Raw genomic sequence first — 26,639 nt, 5'->3', positions numbered from 1 at the left:
GTCCGATACCCGCTCATTCGCAGGCGACTTGACCTGCCCCACCCTCGCCACACCACAACCAACGAGACACCGACCACAAAGTCACCGGCATTGGGTCTAGACCTCGACCACCAGTTCCCTGAGGCCCCGGATCACGTAGCCCGGGTTCCACTCGGGTTCGCGGGCCAGGCGCAGGCCGGGGGCGCGGCGCAGGAGGGCGCCGTAGGACTCGGTGAGTTCCAGTCTGGCGAGCGGGGCGCCGAGACAGAAGTGGATTCCGGCGCCGAAGGTGATGTGGGGGTTGTCGGTGCGGCCGAGGTCGAGGCGGTCGGGGTCGGTGAAGCGCTCGGGGTCGCGGTTGGCGGAGCCGAAGAGGAGGGCGACCTCGGAGCCGCGCGGGATGGTGACGCCGCGCAGCTCGATGTCCTCCAGGACCCACCGTTCGAACAGCTGCAGCGGGGTGTCCCAGCGCATCAGCTCCTCGATGGCGGTGGGCAGGAGCGCGTCGGTCGCGCCGCGCAGCCGGGCGAGTTCACCGGGGTTGCGGAACAGCGCCCACCAGCCGTTGCCGGTGGTGTTGACGGTCGCCTCGTGGCCGGCATTGAGCAGCAGCACGCAGGTGGAGATCATCTCCTGCTCGCTGAGCGCGTCGGAGCCCTCCTGGGCCTGGATCAGCGCGCTGATCAGGTCGGTGCCGGGGGCGGTGCGGCGTTCGCGGATGAGGGCGCGCAGGTAGTCGGAGAACTCGGTGCTCGCGGTGACGGCCTTGCGGGCGGCCTCCTCGCTCGGGTTGAGCTCGTACATGCCGGTGATGTCGGCGGACCAGGGCCGGAGCAGGTGCCGGTCGCTCTCCGGCACGCCGAGCATCTCGGCGATGACGGCGACCGGCAGCGGCTCGGCGACGGAGGCGATCAGGTCGCCGCCGCCGACCGTGAGCAGGCCGTCGACGAGTTCCCCGGCGAGCCGCTGGACGGTCGGCCGCAGGCCCTCGACCATGCGCGGGGTGAAGGCCTTGGAGACCAGCCGGCGGATCCGGGTGTGGTCGGGGGCCTCCAGGTCGAGCAGCCCGAAGTCGTTGAGGGTGTGGAAGGGCTCGTGCGCCGGGTCGGGTTCGGGCCGCCCGAACTCCTGGTGGCTGAAGCGGTGGGTGTAGGTGCGCCCGAGCCGCCGGTCGCGCAGGAGCGCGCTGACGTCCTCGTGCCGCGAGACGAGCCACTGCCCGGTCGGCTCGAAGTACGTCACCGGCGCGTGCTCGCGCAACTCGGCGTACGCGTCGTACGGGTGGGCCACGAACGCCGCCGACCAGGGGTCGAACTTCGCCGTCGTCGTCATCGCTCGATCACTCCAGGCCATGAGGGGGGAGCCGGAAGGATCATCGTACGCATGCGGTTCACCCCTTTTTAAGCCCCTTCTTCAGAGCCCCTCCGCCACCAGCCTCCGCACCAGGGCCGGCAGCGCCTGGGAGATCGGCTCGCGGATGACCTCGTCGGCGGCCTCGTCGTACGGCGTCGGCTCGGCGTTCAGGATGATCAGCTTCGACCCCGTCCGCACCGCGTCGTACGGCAGCGCGGCCACCGGGAACACCTGAAGGCTGGTACCGACCGCGATGAACACGTCGCAGGCGCGGGCGATCGAGTCGGCCTGCCCGAGCACCTCCGGGTCCAGGCTCTCGCCGAACATCACCGTGCGCGGCTTCAGGATCCCCCCGCACGCCCGGCAGTCGGGGTCCGGCTCGCCCGCCTCGACCCGCCGCAGCGCCTCCGCCATCGGCCCCGTCGCCCCGCAGCCCAGACACTGCACCTCCAGTGCGGTGCCGTGCAGTTCGAGCACCTTGCGCGGGGCCAGCCCGGCCCGCTGGTGCAGCCCGTCCACGTTCTGGGTGAGCACCCGCAGCGGCAGCCCCGAGCGCTCCAGATCGACCAGCGCCCGGTGCCCGGCGTTCGGCTCGGCCCCCAGCGCGCCCGTCTCCAGCCTCAGCCGCCACGCCCGCCGCCGCACCTCGGGATCGGCGCGGTACGGGCCGATGGTGACCAGGTCCTGGGCCGACGGATCGCGCTGCCAGAGCCCCTGCGGGCCGCGGTAGTCGGGGATGCCCGAGTCGGTCGAGATGCCCGCGCCGGTGAGGACGGCGATCAGGGGGCGTTTCGCGTTCATGCCCCGGACGGTACGGGCGGGCCGGTTCGGGGCGCCACCGAAAATCCGGGTGCGCCGCGTCAACCGCCGCCGCACACTGGGCCGGTCACCCCACCACTTGCCAAGGAGCCCCGTGCAGGGAGCAGTCAGCGTCTCGCCCGTCCAGATTCCCGAGTTGCTGCTCGGGCTGGCCACCGTCCGGCCGGTGTTCCTCTGGGGCGCGCCCGGGATCGGGAAGTCCTCGCTGGTAAGGGAGTTCGCCGAGTCGCTCGGTCTGGAGTGCGTGAGCCTGGTCGGCACCCAGCTCGCGCCAGAGGACCTGATCGGCGTCCCGCAGCTGACCCCGCAGGGCCGCTCCCGGTTCTGCCCGCCCGAGCAGATCGCCCGCGACGAGCCGTACTGCCTGTTCCTGGACGAGCTCAACGCGGCGACCCCGGACGTCCAGAAGGCGTTCTACTCGCTGATCCTGGACCGCCGGATCGGCTCGTACGAGCTGCCGCCCGGCTCGATCGTGATCGGCGCCGGGAACCGAGCCACCGACGGCGCGCTCGCCCGGCCGATGGCGTCCGCGCTGGTCAACCGCATGGTCCACGTGCACCTGCGGGCCAGCGCCGCGGACTGGCTGCGTTGGGCGGCCGGCGCCGGCATCCACCCCTGGGTCATCGACTACGTCACCGACCGGCCCGACCACCTGTGGTCCGCCCCGCCGAAGACCGAGGAGCCGTTCTCCACCCCGCGCGCCTGGCACATGCTCTCCGACGCCCTGCACTCCTTCGGCCCCACCCTGGACGAGGAGACCCTCAAGGTGCTCGCGTACGGGCTGCTCACCCCGCAGCACGCGATCGCCTTCTGCGGCTACGCCAAGATCGTCCGCAACGCGTACGGTCTGGAGGCGATCCTCAAGGGCGACGCCCGCTGGCCGCACCGGCTGGAGGACCGCGACCTGCTCTACTACCTGGCCGACGCCTTCCGCGGCCGCCTGGTCAAGGAGCTGCCCGCCGGCAAGGAGCACGCCTCGGGGGCGCAGCGCCAGACCGCCTTCCGGGCCAAGTCGCTGCTGGTGCAGCTGGCCGAGATCTCGGTGGAGGTCGCCCAGACGGTGATCGCCGACGGCGCGGACGGCAATCCGGTGCTGCCTTCCTGGTTCCTGATCGAGGCGGCCCGGGACATGCCCCGGCTGGTCGAGGCCCGCCGGTGAGTCCCTCCGTCCACAAGGGTGCGAAGAAGCCGGACCCGGGCGCGGAGGTCTTCGCCGAGGGAGTCCGGCTGCTGCGCCGGAATCCGGCCTTCGACGCCGTGCCCGCCGACTTCTGCCGCCGGGACGACTGCGGGCTGGCCCCGCCCGGCGGCTGGGCGGTGGTCGACTCCGACGGCACCGTGCACGTCAACCCGCGCCGCCGGGCCGAGCCGGAGGAGTGGGCCTGGGTGCTGGCGCACTGCCTGCTGCACCTGGGCTTCGGCCACGTCCCGGCCGCCCGGGGTGTCCGGGTCCAGCCCGACGTCTACGAGGAGGCGGCCCGCTGCGCGGTGGTGAACCGTTTCCTCGCGACCTTCCCGGTCGGCCGCCCCCCGGTCGCCCTCCCGCAGGAGTACCCGGGCGGCGACGAGGAGGAGCTGGCCTCCCGCTGGCGCCGCGACGGCCTGCCGCCCGCCGACGCCGGGACGGCCGGCGCCGCGGACCACGACCAGCTGCTGGTCGAGTGGCAGGACCACGGCCACACCCCGCAGGACTGGTCGGCGGCCTTCGCCGCCGCACTCACCCGCACCATGTCCGCCGCGATGGACCGGGCCGGCGGCCGGATCGACCAGGAGACCGGCGAGCTCCTGCCCGAACGGCCGTGGACCAGGGCACTCGGCTGGTTCGTGTCCTCCTACCCGCTGCTCGGCGGCATCGCGGCCGGCCTCACCGTCGTCGCCGACGCCGAACTGGCCCGCGCCCACGGCATCACCATCGCCGCCGTCAACGCCGAGGCCGGCGAGGTCTACATCAACCCGCTGCGCCAGCACACCGACGAGGAGTGGCGGTTCGTCCTCGGCCACGAGATGCTGCACGCCGCCCTGCGACACGGCGAGCGCCGCGGCGGCCGGGACCCGTTCCTCTTCAACGTCGCCGCCGACTACGTCATCAACGGCTGGCTGCTGGAGATGGGCGTCGGCGACATGCCGGAAGGCCTGCTGCACGACCCGCAGCTGAAGGGGCTGTCGGCCGAGGAGGTGTACGACCGGATCGTCCGCGACGAGCGCCGGATCCGCCGGCTCGCCACCCTGGCCGGCAAGAACCGCCCGGACATCCTCGGCGCACCGCTGGACCGCGGCCCGCGCGACTACGTGGACCTCGACGACTTCTACCGCCGCGGCCTCCAGCAGGGCTTCGAGCTGCACCAGCGCGAACGCGGCCTGCTGCCCGCCGGGCTGGTCGAGGAGATCCGCGCCCTCGCCCATCCGCCGCTGCCCTGGGACGCCCGGCTGGCCCGCTGGTTCGACGAGTTCGTGCCCCGCCCGGAGCCGGTCCGCAGCTACTCCCGCCCGGCCCGCCGGCAGTCCGCCACCCCGGACATCCCCCGGGCCGGCCGCTACCACCCGCCCGAGGAGGTGCCGCGCTGCACCTTCGGCGTCGTCCTGGACACCTCCGGCTCGATGAACCGGGTCCTGCTCGGCAAGGCACTCGGCGCGATCGCCTCGTACGCGGCCGCCCGGGACGTGCCCGCGGCCCGGGTGGTGCACTGCGACGCCGCACCGCACGACGCCGGGTACGTCCCGGTCGGCGAGATCGCCGGCCGGGTCCGGGTGCGCGGGCGCGGCGGCACCGTACTCCAGCCGGGCGTCGACCTGCTGGAGCGGGCCGAGGACTTCCCGCGCGGGGCGCCCGTGCTGGTGATCACCGACGGCGCCTGCGACGTGCTGCGGGTACGCCGCGAGCACGCCTTCCTCGTCCCCCGGGGCGCCGGGCTGCCGTTCACCCCGCGCGGACCGGTGTTCCGGATGAGCTGACGGGCGGCCCCTCCCCCGTGGGAGCGGCCGCCCGTACGGGGCGCCCGGTCAGACCACTGCCGGGCGGGGCCCGGCGGCGCGGCGAACCAGCGGGGCCAGCGCCACCAGGTAGCAGACCGCGGCCACCGGGATCAGCGCCAGGTCGACCCCCGAGGCGGCGGTGCCGACCAGCATCAGCACCGGGCTCCACCAGGGCAGCGTCCGGGCCGCGCCCACCGCGGCGGCGACCAGCAGGGCCAGCAGGCCGACGTAGAACAGCAGCGGGCCGATCTGGTAGACGACCGGCAGCGCCCCGGGGACGCTCTGGACCCGGTCGAACATCCGCGACTGCTCGGCCTTGTCCGCCGCCGCCAGGCCGACGTACAGGTCGATCCCGATCTGCACCAGCGAGGCCGCCAGGCCGGCGAACGCCGTCCCGAGCGCGGCACCGGCCGCGAGCCGCCCGGCCGTGGTGCCGCGCTGGGCGAGCAGCCCGCGCAGGGCGAGCAGGACCGGGGCGAACAGCAGCAGCCCGGCGAACATCGCGGTGTGGCCGACCGTCCAGCCGAGGCCGGGAGCCCGGGAGCCCGGGACCAGCCGGATCCCCCCGTAGAGAGCCATCAGGGCGGGGGCGCCGACGACGGCGTAGGCGGTGCGGCGGTTCTGCTGCGGGGTGTTCATCCGACGATCTCCTGTGGTGATCCGCGGCCCCGGCAGGTGGCTGGTGGCCCGTGGTCCGTTCCGACACCGCAGATGCTGTCCGCCGCACCCCTCGTCGCGGATCGCCCGTACCGGCGAACCCGCCGCCTCCCCCGCACGGGGGAGTCCCGGCCGGGCCCCTCCCGCCGGCCAGGACCCCGTAGGAGAGTCCCTACGCCTCCCCCGCCACCACCGCGCCGGCCTCGTACGCGAACACCACCGCGTGCACCCGGTCCCGCAGCCCCAGCTTGCTCAGCACATTGCTGACGTGCGTCTTCACCGTGTGCTCGCTGACCACCAGCTCGGCCGCGATCTCCGCGTTGGAGAGCCCGCGCGCCAGCAGCCGCAGGGTCTCCTGCTCGCGCAGGGTGAGCTGCTCCAGCAGCTTGGACGGCGGCCGCACCGCCCGCTCGGGCGAGCCCGGGCGGCGGGCGGCGAACTCGCCGATCAGCCGCCTGGTCACCGAGGGCGCGAGCAGCGCCTCCCCGGAGGCCACCATCCGCACCCCGTGCGCCAGGTCGTCCCGCCGGACGTCCTTGAGCAGGAAACCGCTGGCGCCCGCGTACAGCGCGTCGAAGACGTAGTCGTCGGCGTCGAAGGTGGTCAGCATGATCACCTTGGTGGACGGGAACTCGGCGCAGACCCGGCGGGCCGCCTCCAGCCCGTCCATGACCGGCATCCGGACGTCCAGCAGCAGGACGTCCGGGCCGTGGGCGCGGACCGCCTCGACCGCCTCGGCGCCGTCACAGGCCTCGGCCACCACCTCGATGTCGGGCTGCGCGTCCAGGATCATCCCGAACCCTGCCCGCACCAGCTCCTGGTCGTCCGCGACGACCACCCGAATCGGCTTCATCCGCCCGCCTTCTCCACCACGCCCGCCACCCCCAACGGCAGCCGGGCACTCACCAGGAAGCCCTTGTTCTCCGGTCCGGGTCCGGCCTCGGCCCGTCCGCCGCAGGCCGCCGCCCGCTCCCGGATGCCGACCAGCCCGCGGCCGCCGGACCAGCCGTTCACCGCGCCGCCGGCGGTCACCGGCAGCCCGCGCCCGTTGTCGGACACCACGACCTCCATGGTGTCCCCGGACCGCCGCACCCGGACCGCCACCCGGTCGGCGCCGGAGTGCTTGACCGTGTTGGTCAGCGCCTCCTGCACGATCCGGTACGCCGCGGCCTGGACGTCGGCGGGCACCGCGCCCAGCCCGTCGGCCAGTTCGAGCTCCACCGCCGGTCCGGCCCGGCGCACCCGCTCGGCCACGTCGGCGAGTTCGGCCAGCCGGGGCTGCGGGGCCAGCTCAGGACCGGCCCCCTCCTCCTTCAACACTCCGAGGACGCGCCGCAGTTGGACCATCGCGTCGCGGCCCGTGTCGGCGATGGCGTCGAAGGCGCGGATCGCCCGGTCCGGGTTGGCGTGCACCACCAGCGGCCCGGCCTCGGCCTGGATGATCATCAGCGAGACGGCGTGCGCCAGGATGTCGTGCATCTCCCGGGCGATCCGGGCCCGCTCCTCCACCACCGCGCGGCCCGCCTCACTGGCCGCCCGTTCCCCCGCCTCGCGGGCCCGCTCGGCCTCCAGCCGGGTCAGCCGCCGCTGGGCGCGCACCAGCGAGCCGAAGACGAACGAGCCGACCGAGGTGAGCAGGCTGAACAGCATGCCGTTGGGCGAGTGGGTGCCGATCACGTTGGCGATCACCACCACCGCCAGCACCGTCCAGCGCTGCCGGTCCGGGGAGCGCTCCGCCACCGTGTAGATGCCGATCACCCCGGCCAGCGGCACCTGTGGACTCGCCGAGTGCGCCACCACGGACAGCGCCATGATGGCCACACTGCCCGCCGCCAACGCGGCCAGCGGCGCCCGGCGCCGCCAGGGCAGCGACAGCGCGGTGGACACCGCCAGCAGGTAGATCCAGCACGGCCAGGCCCGGTCGTCGTTGCCGACCGCCCAGAGCGAGATCCCGGCCGATGCCACGGCCAGCAGCGAGTCCAGCACGTACGGACTCAGCCCGGCCGACCAGCTCCGCCAGCGCGCCGCTCGCACCACCGCCGCCCCTCCCCCGGGTCCGGGGGCACCGCCCCCGCGGAGAAGATCATGCCCTACCGGCAGGACCTCCGGAACGGCCCGGTCAGACACCGCCGACCGACACCCCGCCGGCGCCCGTACCCGCCGTGATGCTGCGCGCCGCCCCCGCGGCCGCCATCGCGCCCCGTACCCGCTTCATGCCCGGCCCCCTTCGAAAGCCCCGTCGTCCCGACCCGCGAAGCCTCCCCCGGCCGCCCCCTCCTCCGCCTCCCCCACCGGAGCGGTTCCGGCCCCTCCCCCGCACGAGGGAGGGGCCGGAGCCGGGAACGACGAAGGGCCCGGAGGCTTGATGCCTCCGGGCCCTTCGTTGCTACTGAGTAGCGGGGACAGGATTTGAACCTGCGACCTCTGGGTTATGAGCCCAGCGAGCTACCGAGCTGCTCCACCCCGCGTCGGTGAACACGACTCTACGCGACTTCCGCCGGGGAACCTAATCCGTTTCCCGCGGGGCCACCGGGCCCCGGGCCCCGCAGCGGGAACGCCGCAGGGCGGCCACCCCGCAAGGGGTGACCGCCCTGACAGCCGAACGTCGGACTCAGCCGGTGTACGGGCCGTAGTCGTAGTCGTCCAGCGGAACCGCCTGGCCGGAGCCGGCGCCGAAGGGCGACAGGTCGTAGTCGTCGTAGCCGACGGCCGAGTACATCGCGGCCTTGGCCTCCTCGGTCGGCTCGACCCGGATGTTGCGGTAGCGGGGCAGACCCGTACCGGCCGGGATGAGCTTACCGAGGATGACGTTCTCCTTGAGGCCCAGCAGCGGGTCCGACTTGGCGTGGATCGCCGCGTCGGTGAGGACCCGGGTCGTCTCCTGGAAGGAGGCGGCCGACAGCCAGGACTCGGTGGCCAGCGAGGCCTTGGTGATACCCATCAGCTGCGGACGGCCGGAGGCGGGGTGACCGCCCTCGGCGACCACGCGACGGTTCTCCGTCTCGAAGCGGCCGCGCTCAACGAGCTCGCCCGGGAGCAGCTCGGCGTCGCCCGACTCGATGATCGTCACGCGGCGGAGCATCTGCCGGATGATGATCTCGATGTGCTTGTCGTGGATCGACACACCCTGCGAGTTGTAGACCTTCTGGACCTCGGCGACCAGGTGGATCTGGACGGCACGCTGGCCCATGATGCGCAGGACGTCGTGCGGGTTGGTGGCACCCATGGTCAGCTTCTGGCCGACCTCGACCGCCTCGCCCTCGCTGACCAGCAGCTTCACACGCTTGGAGACGGGGTAGGCGATCTCGTCGCTGCCGTCGTCCGGGGTGATGACGAGCTTGCGGGTCTTCTCGGTGTCCTCGATCCGCGCCCGGCCGGTGGCCTCCGAGATCGGGGCCACACCCTTGGGGGTACGGGCCTCGAAGAGCTCGACGACACGCGGCAGACCCTGGGTGATGTCGTCACCGGCCACACCACCGGTGTGGAAGGTACGCATCGTCAGCTGGGTACCGGGCTCACCGATGGACTGGGCGGCGATGATGCCGACCGCCTCACCGATGTCGACCAGCTTGCCGGTGGCCAGCGAACGCCCGTAGCAGAAGGCGCAGGTGCCGACGGCCGACTCGCAGGTCAGGATCGAGCGGGTCTTGACCTCGCCGATGCCGTGGCGGATCAGCTCGTCGATCAGCACGTCGCCGAGGTCGGTGTTGGCGGTGGCAAGGAGCTTGCCGTCCACCGTGATGTCCTCGGCGAGCATGCGGGCGTAGACGCTGGTCTCGACGTCGTCGGCCTTGCGCAGGACGCCGTCCGCACCGACGGTGCCGATCGCCAGCTTCAGGCCGCGCTCGGTACCGCAGTCCTCCTCGCGAATGATGACGTCCTGGGAGACGTCGACCAGACGACGGGTGAGGTAGCCGGAGTCGGCGGTACGGAGGGCGGTGTCCGCCAGACCCTTACGGGCACCGTGGGTGGAGATGAAGTACTCCAGCACGGTGAGACCCTCACGGAACGACGCCTTGATGGGTCGCGGGATGGTCTCGTTCTTGGCGTTCGACACCAGACCACGCATACCGGCGATCTGGCGCATCTGCATCATGTTTCCACGAGCACCCGAGTCGACCATCATGAAGATGGGGTTCGTCTTCGGGAAGTTCTCGTTCATGGCCTCGGCGACCTCGTTGGTCGCCTGGGTCCAGATGCCGATGAGCTCCTGCTTGCGCTCGTCGTTGGTGATCAGGCCGCGCTCGTACTGACGCTGGACCTTCTCCGCCTTCGCCTCGTAGCCCTCGAGGATCTGGGGCTTGTTCGGCGGGACGACGACGTCGGAGATCGAGACGGTGACACCCGAGCGGGTCGACCAGTGGAAACCGGCCGCCTTCAGGTTGTCCAGGGTCGCCGCGACGACGACCTTGGGGTAGCGCTCCGCCAGGTCGTTGACGATCGCGGAGAGCTGCTTCTTGCCCACCTCGTAGTCGACGAACGGGTAGTCCTCGGGCAGCAGCTCGTTGAAGAGCGCGCGGCCCAGGGTGGTGGTCAGGCGGAACGGCTCGCCGTCGAACCAGGCCGTCTGGCCCTCCTCGTCCACCGGCGGGGTCCAGCCGCGCGGCGGGACGGTGCCGGCCGGCAGGCGCAGCTCGATCGGGGCCTGGACGTCCAGCTCGCGGGCGTCGAAGGCCATGACGGCCTCGGCGGTCGAGGAGAAGGAACGGCCACCGCCCTTCACCGTCTCCCGGTCCGAGGTCAGGAAGAACAGACCGAGCACCATGTCCTGGGTCGGCATGGTGACGGGGCGACCGTCGGCCGGCTTCAGGATGTTGTTCGAGGACAGCATCAGGATGCGGGCCTCGGCCTGCGCCTCCGCGGAGAGCGGCAGGTGGACGGCCATCTGGTCACCGTCGAAGTCCGCGTTGAACGCGGTGCAGACGAGCGGGTGGATCTGGATGGCCTTGCCCTCGACCAGCTGGGGCTCGAAGGCCTGGATGCCGAGGCGGTGCAGGGTGGGCGCACGGTTCAGCAGGACGGGGTGCTCGGCGATGACCTCTTCGAGCACGTCCCACACGACCGGGCGGGCCCGCTCGACCATGCGCTTGGCCGACTTGATGTTCTGCGCGTGGTTCAGGTCGACCAGGCGCTTCATCACGAACGGCTTGAAGAGCTCCAGCGCCATGGCCTTGGGCAGACCGCACTGGTGCAGCTTGAGCTGCGGGCCGACGACGATGACCGAACGGGCCGAGTAGTCGACGCGCTTGCCGAGCAGGTTCTGGCGGAAACGACCCTGCTTGCCCTTCAGCATGTCGCTGAGGGACTTCAGCGGGCGGTTGCCCGGGCCGGTGACCGGACGGCCGCGACGGCCGTTGTCGAACAGGGCGTCGACGGCCTCCTGGAGCATGCGCTTCTCGTTGTTCACGATGATCTCGGGCGCGCCGAGGTCGAGAAGCCGCTTCAGGCGGTTGTTGCGGTTGATCACGCGGCGGTACAGGTCGTTCAGGTCGGAGGTCGCGAAGCGGCCACCGTCCAGCTGCACCATCGGACGCAGGTCCGGCGGGATGACCGGGACGCAGTCCAGCACCATGCCGTTGGGCTTGTTGGTGGTCTGCAGGAACGCGGAGACGACCTTGAGGCGCTTCAGCGCACGGGTCTTCTTCTGGCCCTTGCCGGTGCGGATGATCTCGCGCAGGCGCTCGGACTCCTCCGCCAGGTCGAAGGTCTCGAGGCGGTCCTTGAGGGCCGCCGCGCCCATCGAGCCGGAGAAGTAGGTGCCGAAGCGGTCGCGCAGCTCGCGGTAGAGCAGCTCGTCGCCCTCGAGGTCCTGGACCTTGAGGTTCTTGAAGCGGGCCCACACCTCGTCGAGGCGGTCGAGCTCGCGCTGCGCGCGGTCGCGCAGCTGCTTCATCTCGCGCTCGGCGCCCTCGCGCACCTTGCGGCGCACGTCGGCCTTGGCGCCCTCGGCCTCCAGCTCGGCCAGGTCGGTCTCGGCCTTCTTGGCACGGGCCTCGAGGTCGGAGTCGCGGCGGTTCTCGATCTGCTGGCGCTCGACCGAGACGTGCGCCTCCAGGGACGGCAGGTCGCGCTGGCGGCGCTCGTCGTCGACCCAGGTGATCATGTAGGCGGCGAAGTAGATGACCTTCTCGAGGTCCTTCGGCGCCAGGTCGAGCAGGTAGCCAAGGCGGGACGGCACGCCCTTGAAGTACCAGATGTGGGTGACCGGGGCGGCCAGCTCGATGTGGCCCATCCGCTCACGGCGCACCTTGGCGCGGGTCACCTCGACGCCGCAGCGCTCACAGATGATGCCCTTGAAGCGGACGCGCTTGTACTTGCCGCAGTAGCACTCCCAGTCCCGGGTGGGGCCGAAGATCTTCTCGCAGAAGAGTCCGTCCTTTTCGGGCTTCAGGGTGCGGTAGTTGATGGTCTCCGGCTTCTTGACCTCGCCGTGCGACCACTGGCGGATGTCGTCGGCGGTGGCCAGGCCGATGCGGAGCTCGTCGAAGAAGTTGACGTCAAGCACTGGTCGTCAAGCCCTCTTTCGTAAGTCGAGAGTCGTTCATGTGGTCTGAGGGGGGCCTGGGGGCGGGCCGGCTGCTCGGGCAGCCGGCCCAACCTCCGTCAGACCTCTTCGACGCTGCTCGGCTCGCGCCGGGACAGGTCGATGCCGAGCTCCTCGGCGGCGCGGAACACGTCCTCGTCGGAGTCCCGCATCTCGATGGACTGGCCGTCCGAGGACAGCACCTCCACGTTGAGGCAGAGCGACTGCATTTCCTTGATGAGGACCTTGAAGGACTCGGGAATGCCGGGCTCGGGGATGTTCTCGCCCTTGACGATGGCCTCGTAGACCTTCACGCGGCCGAGGACGTCGTCGGACTTGATGGTGAGCAGCTCCTGCAGCGCGTAAGCAGCGCCGTACGCCTCAAGGGCCCACACCTCCATCTCACCGAAGCGCTGACCACCGAACTGCGCCTTACCACCGAGCGGCTGCTGGGTGATCATCGAGTACGGACCGGTCGAACGGGCGTGCAGCTTGTCGTCGACCAGGTGGTGCAGCTTGAGGATGTACATGTAGCCGACCGAGACCGGCATCGGGAACGGCTCGCCGGAGCGGCCGTCGAACAGCCGGGCCTTGCCGGTGGAGTTCACCAGGCGCTCACCGTCACGGGTGAGGGTGGTGTTGTCCAGCAGGCCGGTGATCTCGTCCTCGCGGGCGCCGTCGAAGACCGGGGTGGCGAGGTTGGTGCCGCCCTGGACGGTGTCGGCGCCGATCGCCTGGAGGCGCTGGGCCCACTCGTCGGCGAGGCCGGAGACGTCCCAGCCCTGCTTGGCGAGCCACCCGAGGTGGATCTCCAGGACCTGTCCCGGGTTCATTCGGGACGGGACACCCAGCGGGTTGAGGATGATGTCGACCGGGGTGCCGTCCTCCAGGAACGGCATGTCCTCGACCGGCAGGATCTTCGAGATGACGCCCTTGTTGCCGTGACGGCCGGCGAGCTTGTCACCGTTGGTGATCTTGCGCTTCTGGGCCACGTAGACGCGGACCAGCTGGTTCACGCCCGGGGGCAGCTCGTCGCCCTCTTCGCGGTCGAAGACGCGGACGCCGATGACCTTGCCGGACTCACCGTGCGGCACCTTCAGCGAGGTGTCGCGGACCTCACGGGCCTTCTCACCGAAGATCGCGCGGAGCAGGCGCTCCTCCGGGGTCAGCTCGGTCTCGCCCTTGGGCGTGACCTTGCCGACCAGGATGTCGCCGGTGACGACGTCGGCGCCGATGCGGATGATGCCGCGCTCGTCGAGGTCGGCGAGGACCTCCTCGGAGACGTTCGGGATGTCCCGGGTGATCTCCTCGGGGCCGAGCTTGGTGTCACGGGCGTCGACCTCGTGCTCCTCGATGTGGATCGAGGAGAGGACGTCGTCCTGCACGAGGCGCTGCGACAGGATGATCGCGTCCTCGTAGTTGTGACCCTCCCACGACATGAACGCCACGAGCAGGTTCTTGCCGAGGGCCATCTCGCCCTCGTCGGTGCACGGGCCGTCGGCCAGCACCTGGCCGGACTCGACCCGGGCGCCCTCGTCCACGAGCACCTTCTGGTTGAAGGCGGTGCCCTGGTTGGAGCGGGTGAACTTGGCGGCGCGGTACGTGGTGTACGTGCCGTCGTCGTTGGCGACGGTGACGTAGTCGGCCGAGACCTCCTGGACGACACCGGCCTTCTCGGCGGTGATGACGTCCGCGGCGTCGACGGCGCAGCGGTACTCCATGCCGGTACCGACCAGCGGAGCCTCGCTCTTCAGCAGCGGCACCGCCTGGCGCATCATGTTCGAGCCCATGAGCGCGCGGTTGGCGTCGTCGTGCTCGAGGAACGGGATCATGGCGGTCGCGACCGACACCATCTGGCGCGGCGAGACGTCCATGTAGTCGATCTCGGTGCCCGGGATGTAGTCGATCTCGCCGCCACGGCGGCGGACCAGGACACGCGGCTCGGCGAAGGTCAGCTCCGTCGTCAGCGGGGCGTTGGCCTGCGCGATGACGTAGCGGTCCTCCTCGTCGGCCGTGAGGTAGTCGACCTGCTCCGTGACGACACCCTCGATGACCTTGCGGTACGGGGTCTCGATGAAGCCGAACGCGTTGACCCGGCCGTACGAGGCCAGCGACCCGATCAGACCGATGTTCGGGCCTTCGGGGGTCTCGATCGGACACATGCGCCCGTAGTGCGAGGGGTGCACGTCACGGACCTCGAAGCCGGCGCGCTCACGGGAGAGACCACCGGGGCCGAGGGCGGACAGACGGCGCTTGTGGGTCAGGCCCGACAGCGGGTTCGTCTGGTCCATGAACTGCGACAGCTGGCTGGTGCCGAAGAACTCCTTGATGGAGGCGACGACCGGCCGGATGTTGATCAGGGTCTGCGGCGTGATCGCCTCGACGTCCTGGGTGGTCATGCGCTCGCGCACGACGCGCTCCATACGGGCGAGACCCGTACGGACCTGGTTCTGGATGAGCTCGCCGACGTTGCGCAGGCGACGGTTGCCGAAGTGGTCGATGTCGTCGACCTCGACCACGATGTCGCGACCGGTCTGGTCGTTCCACTCGGTCTCACCGGCGTGCAGCTTCACCAGGTACTTGATCGCACCGATGATGTCGGGCTCGGTGAGCACGCCGGAGTCCAGCGACTCGGCGTTGCCCAGCTTCCGGTTGACCTTGTAGCGGCCCACCTTGGCGAGGTCGTAGCGCTTCGGGTTGAAGTACAGGTTCTCCAGAAGCGTCTGCGCGGCCTCGCGCGTCGGCGGCTCGCCAGGACGCAGCTTGCGGTAGATGTCCAGCAGCGCGTCGTCCTGGCCCTGGGTGTGGTCCTTCTCCAGGGTGTTGCGCATGGACTCGTACTCGCCGAACTCCTCGAGAATCATCTCGTTGGTCCAGCCGAGCGCCTTGAGCAGCACGGTGACGGACTGCTTGCGCTTGCGGTCGATGCGGACGCCGACCATGTCGCGCTTGTCGATCTCCATCTCCAGCCAGGCACCACGCGAGGGGATGACCTTGCAGGAGTAGATGTCCTTGTCGGACACCTTGTCCAGGGTGGAGTCGAAGTACACGCCCGGGGAGCGGACCAGCTGCGACACGACGACACGCTCGGTGCCGTTGATCACGAACGTGCCCTTGTGGGTCATGAGCGGGAAGTCGCCCATGAAGACCGTCTGAGACTTGATCTCACCGGTCTCGTTGTTGGTGAACTCGGCCGTGACGAAGAGCGGAGCCGCGAACGTGAAGTCGCGGTCCTTACACTCGTCAATCGAGTTCTTCGGCGGCTCGAAACGGTGGTCGCGGAAGGTCAGCGACATCGACCCACTGAAGTCCTCGATCGGGGAGATCTCCTCGAAGATCTCCTCCAGACCGGACTTGGTGGGGACGTCCTGACCGTTCTCCAGCGCCGCCTCGACCCGGGACTTCCAGGCCGCATTGCCGAGCAGCCAGTCAAAGCTCTCGGTCTGCAGGGCCAGGAGGTTGGGGACCTCGAGGGGCTCCTTGATCTTCGCGAAGGAGACGCGGAGCGGGGCGGTGGATGCGGCGGAATTGTTCGAGGCGTTGCGCGGCGCGGCCAAGAGGGGGGTCCTTCCGAGGGCTCGGAGCTCACTACGCGCGTACCAGCCGGGCCTTCACGGGCTTGGTCCCGCCTCCCTCGCCACTGGCCTCCGCCGGGATCGGAATCCCAGGTCAGAGCCGCTTTGCGGAGGCGATGCCAGACCCCTTCAGGGCAACGCAAACTCCGGGCGACGAGTCACGGAGCAGCTAACAGGCAGCGCAAAGGGACAGTGTAGCCAAAGGGCACACTGCTGTCCAGCTCTGATTCGGAAACCGAATCGGAGACTCCTCCCGGTAGCCGGCGGACGCGAACGCCCACCGGGTACTGCACCGGCCCGGGCACTGCCCGGGCCCCATAACTCACGTGGAGTCATTTCCCGCCTGAGCCACTGGTTATGCATCCAGAGGCAAACCAACCGGGCGGACTCGCGCCTTGAGAATCGCGCGCCTCGCCGGGTTCGTCAAGGGCCCGCAGGCGGTGCGGACCTCGACCCGTCCATCGGCCGGACGCCCCCCGGCGTTACAGAAGCCGTGGTGGGGGCCACAGTCGATGACGGTGATCACCATACCCGTCCGCACCGACGCTGCCGAGTGGGCTCTCGGCCACACCGGCGCGTCCCGGCCGCGGACCGGCCCAGGGGCCGTCCAGGGCCGCCCAGGGCCGGGAACGCGAAAAAGCCGGGCCGACCACCCACAAGGGTGATCGGCCCGGCTTCAGGCCCCCTCAGAGGGGGCGAGAAGTCACTTGACGGTGACCTTGGCGCCGGCACCCTCGAGGGCGGCCTTGGCCTTCTCGGCAACGTCCTTGGCAACCTTCTCCAGGACCTTGGCACCAGCGGTGTCAACGAGGTCCTTGGCCTCCTTCAGGCCGAGGGAGGTCAGGGTGCGCACCTCCTTGATGACCTGGATCTTCTTGTCGCCGGCACCATCGAGGATGACGTCGAACTCGTCCTGCTCCTCGACGGCCTCAACGGCGGCCGGGCCACCGGCGGCGGCAACGGCGACCGGGGCGGCGGCGGTGACGTCGAACTTCTCCTCGAAGGCCTTCACGAAGCCAGCGAGCTCGATGAGGGTGAGGTCCTCGAACTGCGCGAGCAGCTCGTCCTGGGACAGCTTCGCCATGATGGCGTCCTTCCACTAAATCGGCAGGTGATGCCGTATGTACGGGTGGGGCGGGCACGGGCCCGCAGCGAGGCGTGAGCCTGCCGATTACTCGGCGGCGGCGTCCTCGGCGGCGGGAGCCGGCGTACCGGCACCGCCCTGCTCGACCTTGTCGCGCAGCGCGTCCACAGTGCGGACGAGCTTCGACGGCAGGGCCTGGAAGAGCGCGGCAGCCTGGGACTGCTTGGCCTTCAGGGCACCCGCCAGCTTGGCGAGCAGCACCTCGCGGGACTCGAGGTCCGCGAGCTTCTTGATCTCATCGGCGGACAGCGCCTTACCGTCAAGGACACCGCCCTTGATGATGAGAGCGGGGTTCTCCTTGGCGAAGTCACGCAGAGCCTTCGCCGACTCCACCGGGTCACCGGTGACGAAGGCGACAGCCGTCGGACCGTTGAACAGGTCGTCGAGCTCCGAAATCCCGGCCTCGTTGGCCGCGATCTTGGTCAGCGTGTTCTTCACCACGGCGTACTCGGCGTTCTCGCCGAGCGAGCGACGCAGGGTCTTGACCTGCTTCACCGAGAGACCGCGGTACTCGGTCAGCAGCGCCGCGGAGGAGCCACGGAACTTGTCCGTGATCTCGGCGACGGCAGCAGCCTTGTCGGGCCTTGCCATAGGCTTACGCCTCCTTCCGTGATGTCGAAATCCGGCCGACCGCGAAAGTCGACCATTCACGCCTCGAACCAACCGGACGGAAGGAAAGCCTGCGGAAAAGCAGATGAGCCCCGGTGCGCAGGGCGCACGGGGCTCGAAACGACCTCAACGGATGTTCGCGCGAACGCGGACCCGGAAGTCGAAGCTCCAGACACACCTGCGCGGGCTGCCTGCGACGAAGCGCAGATCCTTCGGCCACCGAATCCCTCGCGAGCACGGTGACAACCAGCGGTCTTTGGCTTCGGTAACAGTAACCGGACTCGGCCGTCCGGGGCAAATCGCCCCTGAACGGCCGATCCCCGCCGGGCCGGCCGGGCCGGACGGGGCTCAGCGGGCCAGTGGGGAGACCGTCCGGGGCCCGGTGTCCACGGTGTCCGCCTCGGCCGGGGCCTGCACCGAGAGCAGGGCGCCGGCGAAGTCGGAGTAGAGGATCGAGTCGTCCGCCTGGCCGCTGTCACCGCTGCCGGTGCGCTGGAGCCGGACCAGCTGGTCCTTGTCGTTGAGCCAGAGGTCCACGGTGAGCGAGATCGAGCCGCCGGGGGCCAGCGCGGCCCGCAGGCCGTCCCGGCGGGCCTGGGTCAGCTGGGTCTGGGCGGCGGCGTAGCGCTCGGCGGTCGTGGTGATCCGGTAGTGCTCGACCGTCGAGTCGTCGAACTTCTCCTCGCCGACGAACCGCGGGTCCACCCCGTCGGCGGTGGCGGCCGCCAGCGCCTCGACCGGGTTCAGCAGGTCGATCAGCCCCGCGTACGGGACCTCCCGGTGGCCGTCCGGGTCCGGCGGGACGGAGAAGCGCTCCCAGTGCCGGCCGCCCTGGCGGGCCGCGGTGGCGGCGTCACCGCCCTGGTAGGCGACGGTGTCCACGACGATCAGCTGCTCGGCGTCGGCCGGGGTGGAGCGCTTGATCTGGAGCGCCGTCTTGGGCTGCCAGAACAGCGGCCCGGCCCCGGCGTCCGCTCCCAGCCGGTAGCTGACCTTGGCCCGGCGGGCGGTCTGCATGGCCAGCTGGGCGGAGACCAGGACGCCGTGCGGCGAGCGGTCGCTGGGCTTGGCCGCCTCGGTCGACGAGGAACTGGTCGGGCTCGGGCTGCCGGAGGGCGTGGCCGGCGTGCCGCCACCCCCGCCGCAGCCGGCCAGCCCGCTCGCCAGCAGGACGACCGCGGCCAGCGCCGCCAACCGCCGTCGTCCCGCCATCGTCTGGTCCCCTCTCGCCCCGGCGCCGCGTCGGCGGCTTTCGTTCCGGCCACCTTGCCACCCTGCCCCGGATCAGCCGGTGGCGCCCCCCTTGCCCAACTTCGCCGGCTCGGCCAGTTCCACCGTGTCAGCCGAGCAGTTTGAGGAGGTCGGTCTCGCTGCCGAGGTCGGTGGCGGCGGGGGCGTCGATCTTCGAGGCCTTGCCGAGGTCCGCGTACTTGACGGTGACGGCGTCGTGCTCGCCGTTCTTGTCGCCGTACTCCTGGTACTGGACGAGTTCCTGCCGGCCGTTGAGCCAGAAGTCGATGGTGAGGGTCCTGCCGTCCTCTTCCAGGGACTTCTGGACGGCCGTGCGCTGGTCGGCCGTGAGCCCCGGCATGCCGGCCACCATGGCGGAGGCTTCCTCGACCACCCGCAGGTGGGTGGCCTGGACGCCGTCGAGGCTCTCCTGGCCGACCTTGGCGGGCTTGCCGCTCTGCGCGGCGAGCCCGAGCTGGGCGACCGGGTTGAGCAGCTGGCTCATCAGCAGGACGCCGTTGCCGAGTTCGTTCGAGGCGGGCAGCTTGATCCAGTGCTTGCCGCCCATGGCGGCGGCCTCGGTGTCGCCGCCGCCGAGGTAGCCGTCGGTCCCGATCACCCGGAACCGGATCTTCTTGGTCTCCACCTCGCCCGTCAGGTCGACGGCCGTCCGGTTCGGGTCCTTCCAGTCGGCGTCGCCGCTGCCCGCGGTGTGGGTCGAGCCGTCCGGGGAGACCATGGTGACCTTGCCGTTGCCGGCCTTCTGCATCACCAGGGCGGAGGCGGCCAGCGCGGCCTTGGGGTCTCCGGTCGGCGCCGCGTCGCCGCTCTTGGCGTCGCCGCCCTTGCTGCCGCAGGCGGTGACGGCACCGAGCAGCACGGCCGCGGTGACGACGGTCGAGGCGAGGCGCGCAGCGCGCATGGAGTCCCCCGTGAGATCCGAACGATCCGATGAAGAACCGATTTTCGGCTTCTTCTCACGCGGACTCTAACGGATCGCCAGATCCCCCACGTGCCGTACAGCCCCCTCCCGTCACCCGGTTTCGACAGGGGGCGCGTCGCCTTCTCCGGGGGTCGAGACATCCGTCGTGGTCACCGTGGTGCCGTCGCTCCCCCGGGCCGTCTCACGCAGTCTCAGCAGCCGCTCACCGGGCCCGACCCAGACGTCGTAACCGATCACCGACACCCCTCGCCGGCTGTACCAGTCGACCACCGCGGCGAGTCGCGCCGGGGTCAACTCCTGGTCCGCGCCGAAGTATTCGGCCACCGGCGTGGTGCCCTGGTAGTGCGCCACGGTCATCCCGGCCAGTTGCTCGCCGCCGAGCGAACCGAGCGTCCCGGCCTGCGCGATCTCGTACGCACGGCTGCCCGGGTTGGTGACCAGGGCGGTCATCCAGCCACCCGCGTAGCCGCCGGGGCCGGTGGTCGCCCGCGGATCGAGCGACTCGGCGCCGTCCCGGTCCGCGTGCTTGGGCGGGGCGCCCTGGTAGCTGAGGTCGAGTGCGCCGTCCTTCAGGGTCAGCTGCCCGGTGCCCTGCTCGTCGGTGACGGTCAGGGCGCCCTCGTCCCGGGCGCCCCAGGTCAGGGTGCCGCTCGCGGTGCGGCGGCCGGCCGGGCCCTCCTCGACCACGTCGATCCGGGCGCCGCCGGCGTCGTCCAGCGCCTGGGCGGCGGCGAGCACCACCTTGCGGGGCGGCACGGGCGCGGGGTCGCCGTCGGGGGTGCGGGTTCCCGGGGCGGCCAGCAGGCTGCACCCGGTGGTGGCACCGATCAGCAGCAGGGTGGCCACCGCGGCGGCGGGGCGAAGGGTGGGCGGCACGGCACGCTCCGACGGTCACACGTTCTGCACATGATCTGACCGGCAGAGCGTACGACGCTTCGGTCAACCGTTCCCATCCACCCCCGTCCCGATCCGGAAACGACTGCGGGCCCGCACCCCCGGTGAAGGGGGTACGGGCCCGCTGTACAGACTGCTTCAGAGCCGATCGGCTCAGACCGCGGCCGGGTCCTCTTCGGTGAAGAGGTTGCGGGTGCGGTTCGGGTCCACGGGGATGCCGGGGCCGATCGTGGTGCTGATGGCGGTCTTCTTGATGTAGCGGCCCTTGGCGGCGGACGGCTTGGCGCGGAGCACCTCGTCCAGCGCGGCAGCGTAGTTCTCGACCAGCTGCTCGTCGGTGAAGGAGGCCTTACCGATGATGAAGTGCAGGTTCGAGTGCTTGTCGACGCGGAACTCGATCTTGCCGCCCTTGATGTCGTTGACAGCCTTGGCGACGTCCGGGGTCACGGTGCCGGTCTTCGGGTTCGGCATCAGACCACGGGGACCGAGCACGCGGCCGAGGCGGCCGACCTTGCCCATGAGGTCCGGGGTGGCGACGACGGCGTCGAAGTCCAGGCGGCCCTTGGCGACCTCGTCGATCAGCTCGTCGGAGCCGACGATGTCGGCGCCCGCAGCACGCGCGGCCTCGGCACGGTCACCGGTCGCGAAGACCAGGACCCGAGCGGTCTTACCGGTGCCGTGCGGGAGGATCACGGTGCTGCGGACCATCTGGTCGGCCTTGCGCGGGTCGACGCCCAGACGCATGGCGACCTCGACGGTGCCGTCAAACTTGGTGGTGCTGGTCGCCTTGGCGAGGCGGATGGCCTCGAGGGGGGCGTAGAGGCGGTCGCGGTCGACCTGAGCGTCCGCGGCCTTCAGAGCCTTGCTGCGCTTCACTGCTGCTCCTGAATGGTGATGGGAGTCGTGGTATCACGGGCCTGCGCAGGCCCTACCACAGGGACGAAAAGAGCTGGTCAGCCCTCGACGGTGATGCCCATCGACCGGGCGGTGCCGGCGATGATCTTCTCCGCCGCGTCCAGGTCGTTGGCGTTCAGGTCGGGCATCTTGGTGGTCGCGATGTCGCGGACCTGGGCGCTGGTGAGCTTCGCGACCTTGGTCTTGTGCGGCTCGCTGGAGCCCTTGTCCACACCGGCGGCCTTCAGGATGAGGCGCGCGGCCGGCGGCGTCTTCGTGATGAAGGTGAAGGAACGGTCGTCGTAGACCGTGATCTCCACCGGCACGATCATGCCGCGCTGCGACTCGGTCGCAGCGTTGTAGGCCTTGCAGAACTCCATGATGTTGACGCCGTGCTGGCCCAGCGCGGGGCCGACCGGCGGCGCCGGGTTGGCCGCACCGGCGTTGATCTGGAGCTTGATAAGCCCCGTGACCTTCTTCTTCTTGGGAGGCATGTCTCTCCGGGTCCTTCCGAGAGGTGAGTGCTGGTGTGTGCGGAGCCGGGGCGACACCCGGCCGCCAACACACACATCGAACCAGGCTAACGCCTTAGCGCCGCTGGACCAAAACGGATCCGGGGCAGGGCCCTCGGCCCCGCCCCGGATCCGAAGACCGTGGGACTAGTTCTTCTGGATCTGGTCGAAGGAGAGCTCGACCGGGGTCTCCCGGCCGAAGATCTCGACCAGGCCCTTGACCTTCTTCGAGTCGGGGTTGATCTCGTTGATGGTCGCCTGCAGCGTCGCGAACGGACCGTCGGTGACGGTGACCGAGTCGCCGACCTCGAAGTCCAGCACCTGGATCTCGCTCGGCTTGATCGGCGAGGGCTTGCCGGCCTCCTTGGCCGCCTGGCGCTCGACGTCCGGGGCGAGCATCTTGACGACCTCGTCCAGGGTCAGCGGGTACGGGTCGTAGGCGTTGCCGACGAAGCCGGTGACACCGGGGGTGTTGCGCACGACGCCCCAGGACTCGGGGGTGAGGTCCATGCGCACCAGGACGTAGCCGGGGAGCTTGTTCTGGCGGATGGTCTTGCGGTCGCCGTTCTTGATCTGGACGACCTCCTCCTGCGGCACCTCGGCCTGGAAGATGTACTCCTCGACGTTCAGCGAGACGGCGCGCTGCTCCAGGTTCTGCTTCACCCGGTTCTCGTAGCCGGCGTAGGTGTGGATCACGTACCACTCGCCCGGCATGAAGCGCAGGTCCTCGCGGAACTTGGCGACCGGGTCGACCTCGACGGTCTCCTCAGCCTCGGCCTCCTCGGCGTCGGCCTCGGCCTCGGTCTCCTCGGCGGCGGGCTCCACGTCGTCCTCCACGTGCAGCGCCGCCTCCTCGGCGGGCTCGCCGGCCTCGGCCTCGTCGTGCGCCTCGACCTCGTCCTCGTCGCCGTCCACGGCGTCAACGATCTGCTCGGCGGACTCGGCTTCGTCAGCCAGCTCGGCCGCGTCCAGCTCGGCGGCGACATCCGCCTCGCGGACGGTCTCGTCGGCGTCGTACAGGGGGGACTCAGACACGGTGGCTGCTTCTTTCCTGGAGATGGTGAAGGTGGCGCGCTCCGGGGCCGGCTCCGGCGGGCTGCCGCTCGCGCGGGCGCCAGGAGAGGACTCGGAGACTTCAACAGTACCGAGTCCACGGTAGCGGCCGCGTACGTCCGGCGCAGACAGCACGACCCGGGCCGATGATTCGGCCCGGGTCGGGAGACTGCTACGGAGGTGGGACGGCCAGGTCAGCCGAAGACCAGGAGGCTCAGCTTGGAGAGGCCGTAGTCGAGGCCGGCCACGAAGCCCATCACGACCACCACGAACACGACGACGACGGTCGTGTACTGGGTGAGCTCGCTGCGGGTGGGCCAGACGACCTTGCGCAGTTCGGCGATGATCTGGCGGTAGAACAGGCCGATTCGGGCGAACGGGCCCATCTTGCCGCGCTTGCCGGACTTCTTGTCACCGGCGCGGGCGGCGCGCTTGCGCTCGCGGCGCGAGAGCGACTTCTCCTCGCCCTCCGCGGGCGTGGTGTCGGCAGCGCCGTCGGCCCCCTCAGGGTTGCCGCTCTCAGGCGTTGCGGTGGAGCCCGTGGTCTCCGTCACTCGTCCTCACCTGAATCCGGGTCCGGCCGAGCGGCTCGCGCCCGATGGGGCACGAAACGGCCGGCTACAAGCGGTGCTGATCGGTGCCCTCTCCGCATCAAGCCCGCTCGCTCTGTGGAGCGAACGGGCTGAAAACGGATCAAGCAGCAGGGCAAGAGGGACTTGAACCCCCAACCGCCGGTTTTGGAGACCGGTGCTCTACCAATTGAGCTATTGCCCTACGGGGCCTCGCGACTCCGTAGCGACCAACCTACCGCATCTCCCCCTGCTGTCTGCACAGCTGGTGAAGCTCCGGTTCTTTTTCGGCGGGCCGTCGAGCAGTGAGCATACGTGGTCGAGGGGTGTTTGGTCGAACCTCTTCTTCCGGGGGCACCGGTTGTCCGGCATATGTCCGGCATGCCCGCATGATCACCGGCGGATCGACGGGGGCCGCCATGTGGACGGTCCGGTACGGATGGTGAAACCGCGATGCCCGGTCCGTCCCGGTTCTGCGACGATGCAGGCATGAGCGCTTCCACCCCGCAGCCCGACCGTTCCATCCGCCCCGCCGACCGCCGGGTCTCCGCCCGGGTCGGCGCGATCGCCGAGTCCGCGACCCTCGCCGTGGACGCCAAGGCCAAGGCCCTCAAGGCGGCCGGCCGTCCGGTGATCGGCTTCGGAGCCGGCGAGCCCGACTTCCCCACCCCGGACTACATCGTCGAGGCGGCCGTCGAGGCCTGCCGAGACCCGAAGAACCACCGCTACACCCCGGCGGGTGGCCTGCCCGAGCTGAAGTCCGCGATCGCCGCCAAGACGCTGCGCGACTCCGGCTACGAGGTGGACGCCTCCCAGGTGCTGGTCACCAACGGCGGCAAGCAGGCGATCTACGAGGCGTTCGCCGCGATCCTGGACCCGGGCGACGAGGTCATCGTCCCGGCCCCGTACTGGACCACCTACCCGGAGTCGGTCCAGCTCGCCGGCGGCGTCCCGGTGGAGGTCGTGACCGACGAGACCACCGGTTACAAGGTCTCGGTCGAGCAGCTGGAGGCCGCCCGCACCGAGAACACCAAGGTGGTGCTCTTCGTCTCGCCGTCCAACCCGACCGGCGCGGTGTACACCGAGGCCGAGGCCGAGGCGATCGGCCGCTGGGCGCTGGAGCACGGCCTCTGGGTGCTCACCGACGAGATCTACGAGCACCTGGTGTACGGCGACGCCTCCTTCACCTCGCTGCCGGCCCTGCTGCCCGAGCTGGCCGACAAGTGCATCGTGGTCAACGGCGTCGCCAAGACCTACGCGATGACCGGCTGGCGGGTGGGCTGGGTGATCGGCCCCAAGGACGTCATCAAGGCCGCGACCAACCTGCAGTCGCACGCCACCTCGAACGTCTCCAACGTCGCCCAGCGCGCCGCGATCGCCGCCGTCAGCGGCGACCTGGCCGCCGTGCACGAGATGCGCACCGCCTTCGACCGCCGCCGCAAGACCATCGTGCGGATGCTCAACGAGATCGAGGGTGTGTACTGCCCCGAGCCGCAGGGCGCGTTCTACGTGTACCCGTCCGTCAAGGGCCTGCTGGGCAAGGAGATCCGCGGCCGGCGCCCGGAGAGCTCCGGCGAGCTGGCCTCGCTGATCCTGGACGAGGCCGAGGTCGCGGCCGTCCCGGGCGAGGCCTTCGGCACCCCCGGCTACCTGCGGTTCTCCTACGCGCTCGGCGACGCCGACCTGGCCGAGGGCATCGGCCGGCTGCAGAAGCTGCTCGGCGAGGCCCGCGACTGACACCCGTCGGCGCCCGCTGACGTCCGCTGACGCCCGCTGACACCCGCGCTTCACGTCGGGTACCGCCCTCTTTCACCCCTTCGGGGGACGGAAGGAGGGCGGTTCCCGTTTGGGGGTCCGATGCGGCAGTATCGGCGAATGGAACGCCTGTTGAATCCGCGAGACGTCAGGGACCTCCCGAAGGCCCACCTGCACCTGCACTTCACCGGCTCGATGCGGCCCGCCACCCTGCTGGAGCTGGCCGACAAGCACGGCGTCCGACTGCCGGAGGCGCTCAGCTCCGGCGAGCCGCCGCGACTGCGGGCCACCGACGAACGCGGCTGGTTCCGCTTCCAGCGCCTGTACGACACCGCCCGCTCGGTGCTGCGGGACGAGGAGGACATCCGCCGGCTGGTCCTGGAGACCGCCCAGGACGAGCGGCGGGACGGCTCCCGCTGGCTGGAGATCCAGGTCGACCCGACCTCGTACGCGCCCCGGCTGGGCGGGCTGATCCCCGCGCTGGAGCTGATCCTGGACGCCGTGGAGCACGCCGCCACGGCCACCGGGGTGGGCATCCGGGTGCTGGTCGCGGCGAACCGGATGAAGTCCCCGATGGACGCCCGGACGCTGGCCCGGCTCGCCGTCCGGTACGCCGACCAGGGCGTGGTCGGCTTCGGCCTCTCCAACGACGAGCGGCGCGGCCTCGCCCGGGACTTCGACCGGGCTTTCGAGATCGCCCGCAAGGGCGGGCTGCTGGCCGCCCCGCACGGCGGCGAGCTGGCCGGGCCCGAGTCCGTCCGGGACTGCCTGGACGACCTGGGCGCCGGCCGGATCGGCCACGGCGTCCGCGCCGCCGAGGACCCGAGGCTGATGGAACGGCTGGCGGACCGCCAGATCACCTGCGAGGTCTGCCCGTCCTCGAACGTCTCGCTCGGCGTCTACGAGCGCCCCGAGGACGTCCCGCTGCGGCGGCTGTTCGACGCCGGCGTGCCGCTGGCCCTGGGCGCGGACGACCCGCTGCTGTTCGGCAGCCGGCTGGCCGCCCAGTACGACCTGGCCCGCGACGTCCTCGGCTTCGGCGACGCCGAACTCGCCGAGCTGGCACGGCAGTCCGTCCGCGGCTCGCGCGCGCCGGAGGCCGTCCGCAAGGAGCTGCTGGCGGACATCGACACCTGGCTGGTCAGCGGCACCTGAGG

At 70.7% G+C, this 26,639-nt stretch carries 20 protein-coding genes and 2 tRNA genes; 4 read left to right on the top strand and 18 right to left on the bottom strand.

Annotated features, from left to right (window positions below; genetic code table 11):
* Positions 1-96 precede the first annotated feature (96 nt).
* Together ACIQVZ_RS36985 and ACIQVZ_RS36980 are read right to left on the bottom strand one after the other, a co-directional pair.
* Complete coding sequence (locus ACIQVZ_RS36985) at positions 97-1,311, bottom strand: cytochrome P450 (protein WP_402456289.1); 1,215 nt, start codon at positions 1,309-1,311, stop codon at positions 97-99.
* An 81-nt stretch (positions 1,312-1,392) separates the two neighbouring features.
* Positions 1,393-2,133, bottom strand: a complete 741-nt coding sequence (locus tag ACIQVZ_RS36980) for an SIR2 family NAD-dependent protein deacylase (RefSeq protein ID WP_402456287.1) — start codon at positions 2,131-2,133, stop codon at positions 1,393-1,395.
* A 112-nt stretch (positions 2,134-2,245) separates the two neighbouring features.
* Between ACIQVZ_RS36980 and ACIQVZ_RS36975 the strand changes: the two genes are divergently transcribed.
* Both ACIQVZ_RS36975 and ACIQVZ_RS36970 read left to right on the top strand, forming a co-directional pair.
* Entirely contained in the window at positions 2,246-3,310 is a 1,065-nt protein-coding gene (locus tag ACIQVZ_RS36975; RefSeq protein ID WP_350877072.1) for a MoxR family ATPase, read from the top strand.
* Positions 3,307-5,103, top strand: coding sequence for a DUF2201 family putative metallopeptidase (locus tag ACIQVZ_RS36970; RefSeq protein ID WP_350877070.1), 1,797 nt, complete (start codon positions 3,307-3,309; stop codon positions 5,101-5,103). Before ACIQVZ_RS36975 ends, ACIQVZ_RS36970 begins: the two co-directional genes overlap by 4 nt.
* 48 nt (positions 5,104-5,151) lie before the next feature.
* On the opposite strand, the gene ACIQVZ_RS36965 is transcribed toward ACIQVZ_RS36970, so the two are convergent.
* From ACIQVZ_RS36965 to ACIQVZ_RS36890, 16 genes are all read right to left on the bottom strand, one after another.
* Positions 5,152-5,763 carry a hypothetical protein gene (locus tag ACIQVZ_RS36965; RefSeq protein ID WP_402456285.1) on the bottom strand — a complete coding sequence of 204 codons (612 nt, stop codon included), beginning with the start codon at positions 5,761-5,763 and terminating at the stop codon, positions 5,152-5,154.
* A gap of 190 nt (positions 5,764-5,953) precedes the next feature.
* The gene (locus tag ACIQVZ_RS36960) at positions 5,954-6,634 is read right to left on the bottom strand and encodes a response regulator (protein WP_402456283.1); all 681 of its coding nucleotides are present in this window, start codon (positions 6,632-6,634) and stop codon (positions 5,954-5,956) included.
* Positions 6,631-7,818, bottom strand: a complete 1,188-nt coding sequence (locus ACIQVZ_RS36955; RefSeq protein ID WP_402456281.1) for a sensor histidine kinase — start codon at positions 7,816-7,818, stop codon at positions 6,631-6,633. Before ACIQVZ_RS36955 ends, ACIQVZ_RS36960 begins: the two co-directional genes overlap by 4 nt.
* A gap of 357 nt (positions 7,819-8,175) precedes the next feature.
* A tRNA-Met gene (locus tag ACIQVZ_RS36950) sits at positions 8,176-8,249 on the bottom strand.
* Positions 8,250-8,392: 143 nt separating this feature from the next.
* Positions 8,393-12,286 carry a DNA-directed RNA polymerase subunit beta' gene (locus tag ACIQVZ_RS36945; protein WP_350877062.1) on the bottom strand — a complete coding sequence of 1,298 codons (3,894 nt, stop codon included), beginning with the start codon at positions 12,284-12,286 and terminating at the stop codon, positions 8,393-8,395.
* A gap of 98 nt (positions 12,287-12,384) precedes the next feature.
* Positions 12,385-15,861 (bottom strand): DNA-directed RNA polymerase subunit beta, encoded by a 3,477-nt coding sequence (gene rpoB, locus ACIQVZ_RS36940; protein ID WP_350877059.1) that lies wholly within the window; start codon positions 15,859-15,861, stop codon positions 12,385-12,387.
* A 721-nt stretch (positions 15,862-16,582) separates the two neighbouring features.
* On the bottom strand, positions 16,583-16,966 hold the full coding sequence (gene rplL, locus ACIQVZ_RS36935; protein WP_208869184.1) for a 50S ribosomal protein L7/L12: 384 nt from the start codon (positions 16,964-16,966) through the stop codon (positions 16,583-16,585).
* A gap of 84 nt (positions 16,967-17,050) precedes the next feature.
* Entirely contained in the window at positions 17,051-17,614 is a 564-nt protein-coding gene (gene rplJ, locus ACIQVZ_RS36930) for a 50S ribosomal protein L10 (RefSeq protein WP_063348937.1), read from the bottom strand.
* Between the two features lie 366 nt (positions 17,615-17,980).
* Entirely contained in the window at positions 17,981-18,844 is an 864-nt protein-coding gene (locus tag ACIQVZ_RS36925) for a hypothetical protein (protein WP_350877057.1), read from the bottom strand.
* Positions 18,845-18,971: 127 nt separating this feature from the next.
* Positions 18,972-19,784, bottom strand: coding sequence for a hypothetical protein (locus ACIQVZ_RS36920; RefSeq protein ID WP_350877055.1), 813 nt, complete (start codon positions 19,782-19,784; stop codon positions 18,972-18,974).
* Positions 19,785-19,895: 111 nt separating this feature from the next.
* Entirely contained in the window at positions 19,896-20,681 is a 786-nt protein-coding gene (locus tag ACIQVZ_RS36915) for a hypothetical protein (RefSeq protein ID WP_402456278.1), read from the bottom strand.
* Positions 20,682-20,852: 171 nt separating this feature from the next.
* On the bottom strand, positions 20,853-21,575 hold the full coding sequence (gene rplA, locus ACIQVZ_RS36910) for a 50S ribosomal protein L1 (protein ID WP_350877051.1): 723 nt from the start codon (positions 21,573-21,575) through the stop codon (positions 20,853-20,855).
* A gap of 77 nt (positions 21,576-21,652) precedes the next feature.
* Complete coding sequence (gene rplK, locus ACIQVZ_RS36905; RefSeq protein WP_063348931.1) at positions 21,653-22,087, bottom strand: 50S ribosomal protein L11; 435 nt, start codon at positions 22,085-22,087, stop codon at positions 21,653-21,655.
* 165 nt (positions 22,088-22,252) lie between these two features.
* Positions 22,253-23,140 carry a transcription termination/antitermination protein NusG gene (nusG, locus tag ACIQVZ_RS36900; protein ID WP_402456276.1) on the bottom strand — a complete coding sequence of 296 codons (888 nt, stop codon included), beginning with the start codon at positions 23,138-23,140 and terminating at the stop codon, positions 22,253-22,255.
* A gap of 212 nt (positions 23,141-23,352) precedes the next feature.
* On the bottom strand, positions 23,353-23,712 hold the full coding sequence (gene secE / locus ACIQVZ_RS36895; protein ID WP_350877047.1) for a preprotein translocase subunit SecE: 360 nt from the start codon (positions 23,710-23,712) through the stop codon (positions 23,353-23,355).
* Between the two features lie 147 nt (positions 23,713-23,859).
* Positions 23,860-23,932: transfer RNA gene (locus ACIQVZ_RS36890), tRNA-Trp, on the bottom strand.
* A 284-nt stretch (positions 23,933-24,216) separates the two neighbouring features.
* Between ACIQVZ_RS36890 and ACIQVZ_RS36885 the strand changes: the two genes are divergently transcribed.
* Both ACIQVZ_RS36885 and ACIQVZ_RS36880 read left to right on the top strand, forming a co-directional pair.
* The gene (locus ACIQVZ_RS36885) at positions 24,217-25,464 is read left to right on the top strand and encodes a pyridoxal phosphate-dependent aminotransferase (protein ID WP_402456273.1); all 1,248 of its coding nucleotides are present in this window, start codon (positions 24,217-24,219) and stop codon (positions 25,462-25,464) included.
* A 138-nt stretch (positions 25,465-25,602) separates the two neighbouring features.
* Positions 25,603-26,637 (top strand): adenosine deaminase, encoded by a 1,035-nt coding sequence (locus tag ACIQVZ_RS36880; RefSeq protein WP_350877043.1) that lies wholly within the window; start codon positions 25,603-25,605, stop codon positions 26,635-26,637.
* Positions 26,638-26,639 lie beyond the last annotated feature (2 nt).

The sequence above is a fragment of the Kitasatospora sp. NPDC098663 genome, assembly GCF_044760075.1.
Lineage (GTDB): Bacteria > Actinomycetota > Actinomycetes > Streptomycetales > Streptomycetaceae > Kitasatospora.
The sequence above is the reverse complement of the archived record's forward strand: the minus strand, read 5'-3'. Positions and strand labels throughout refer to the sequence as shown.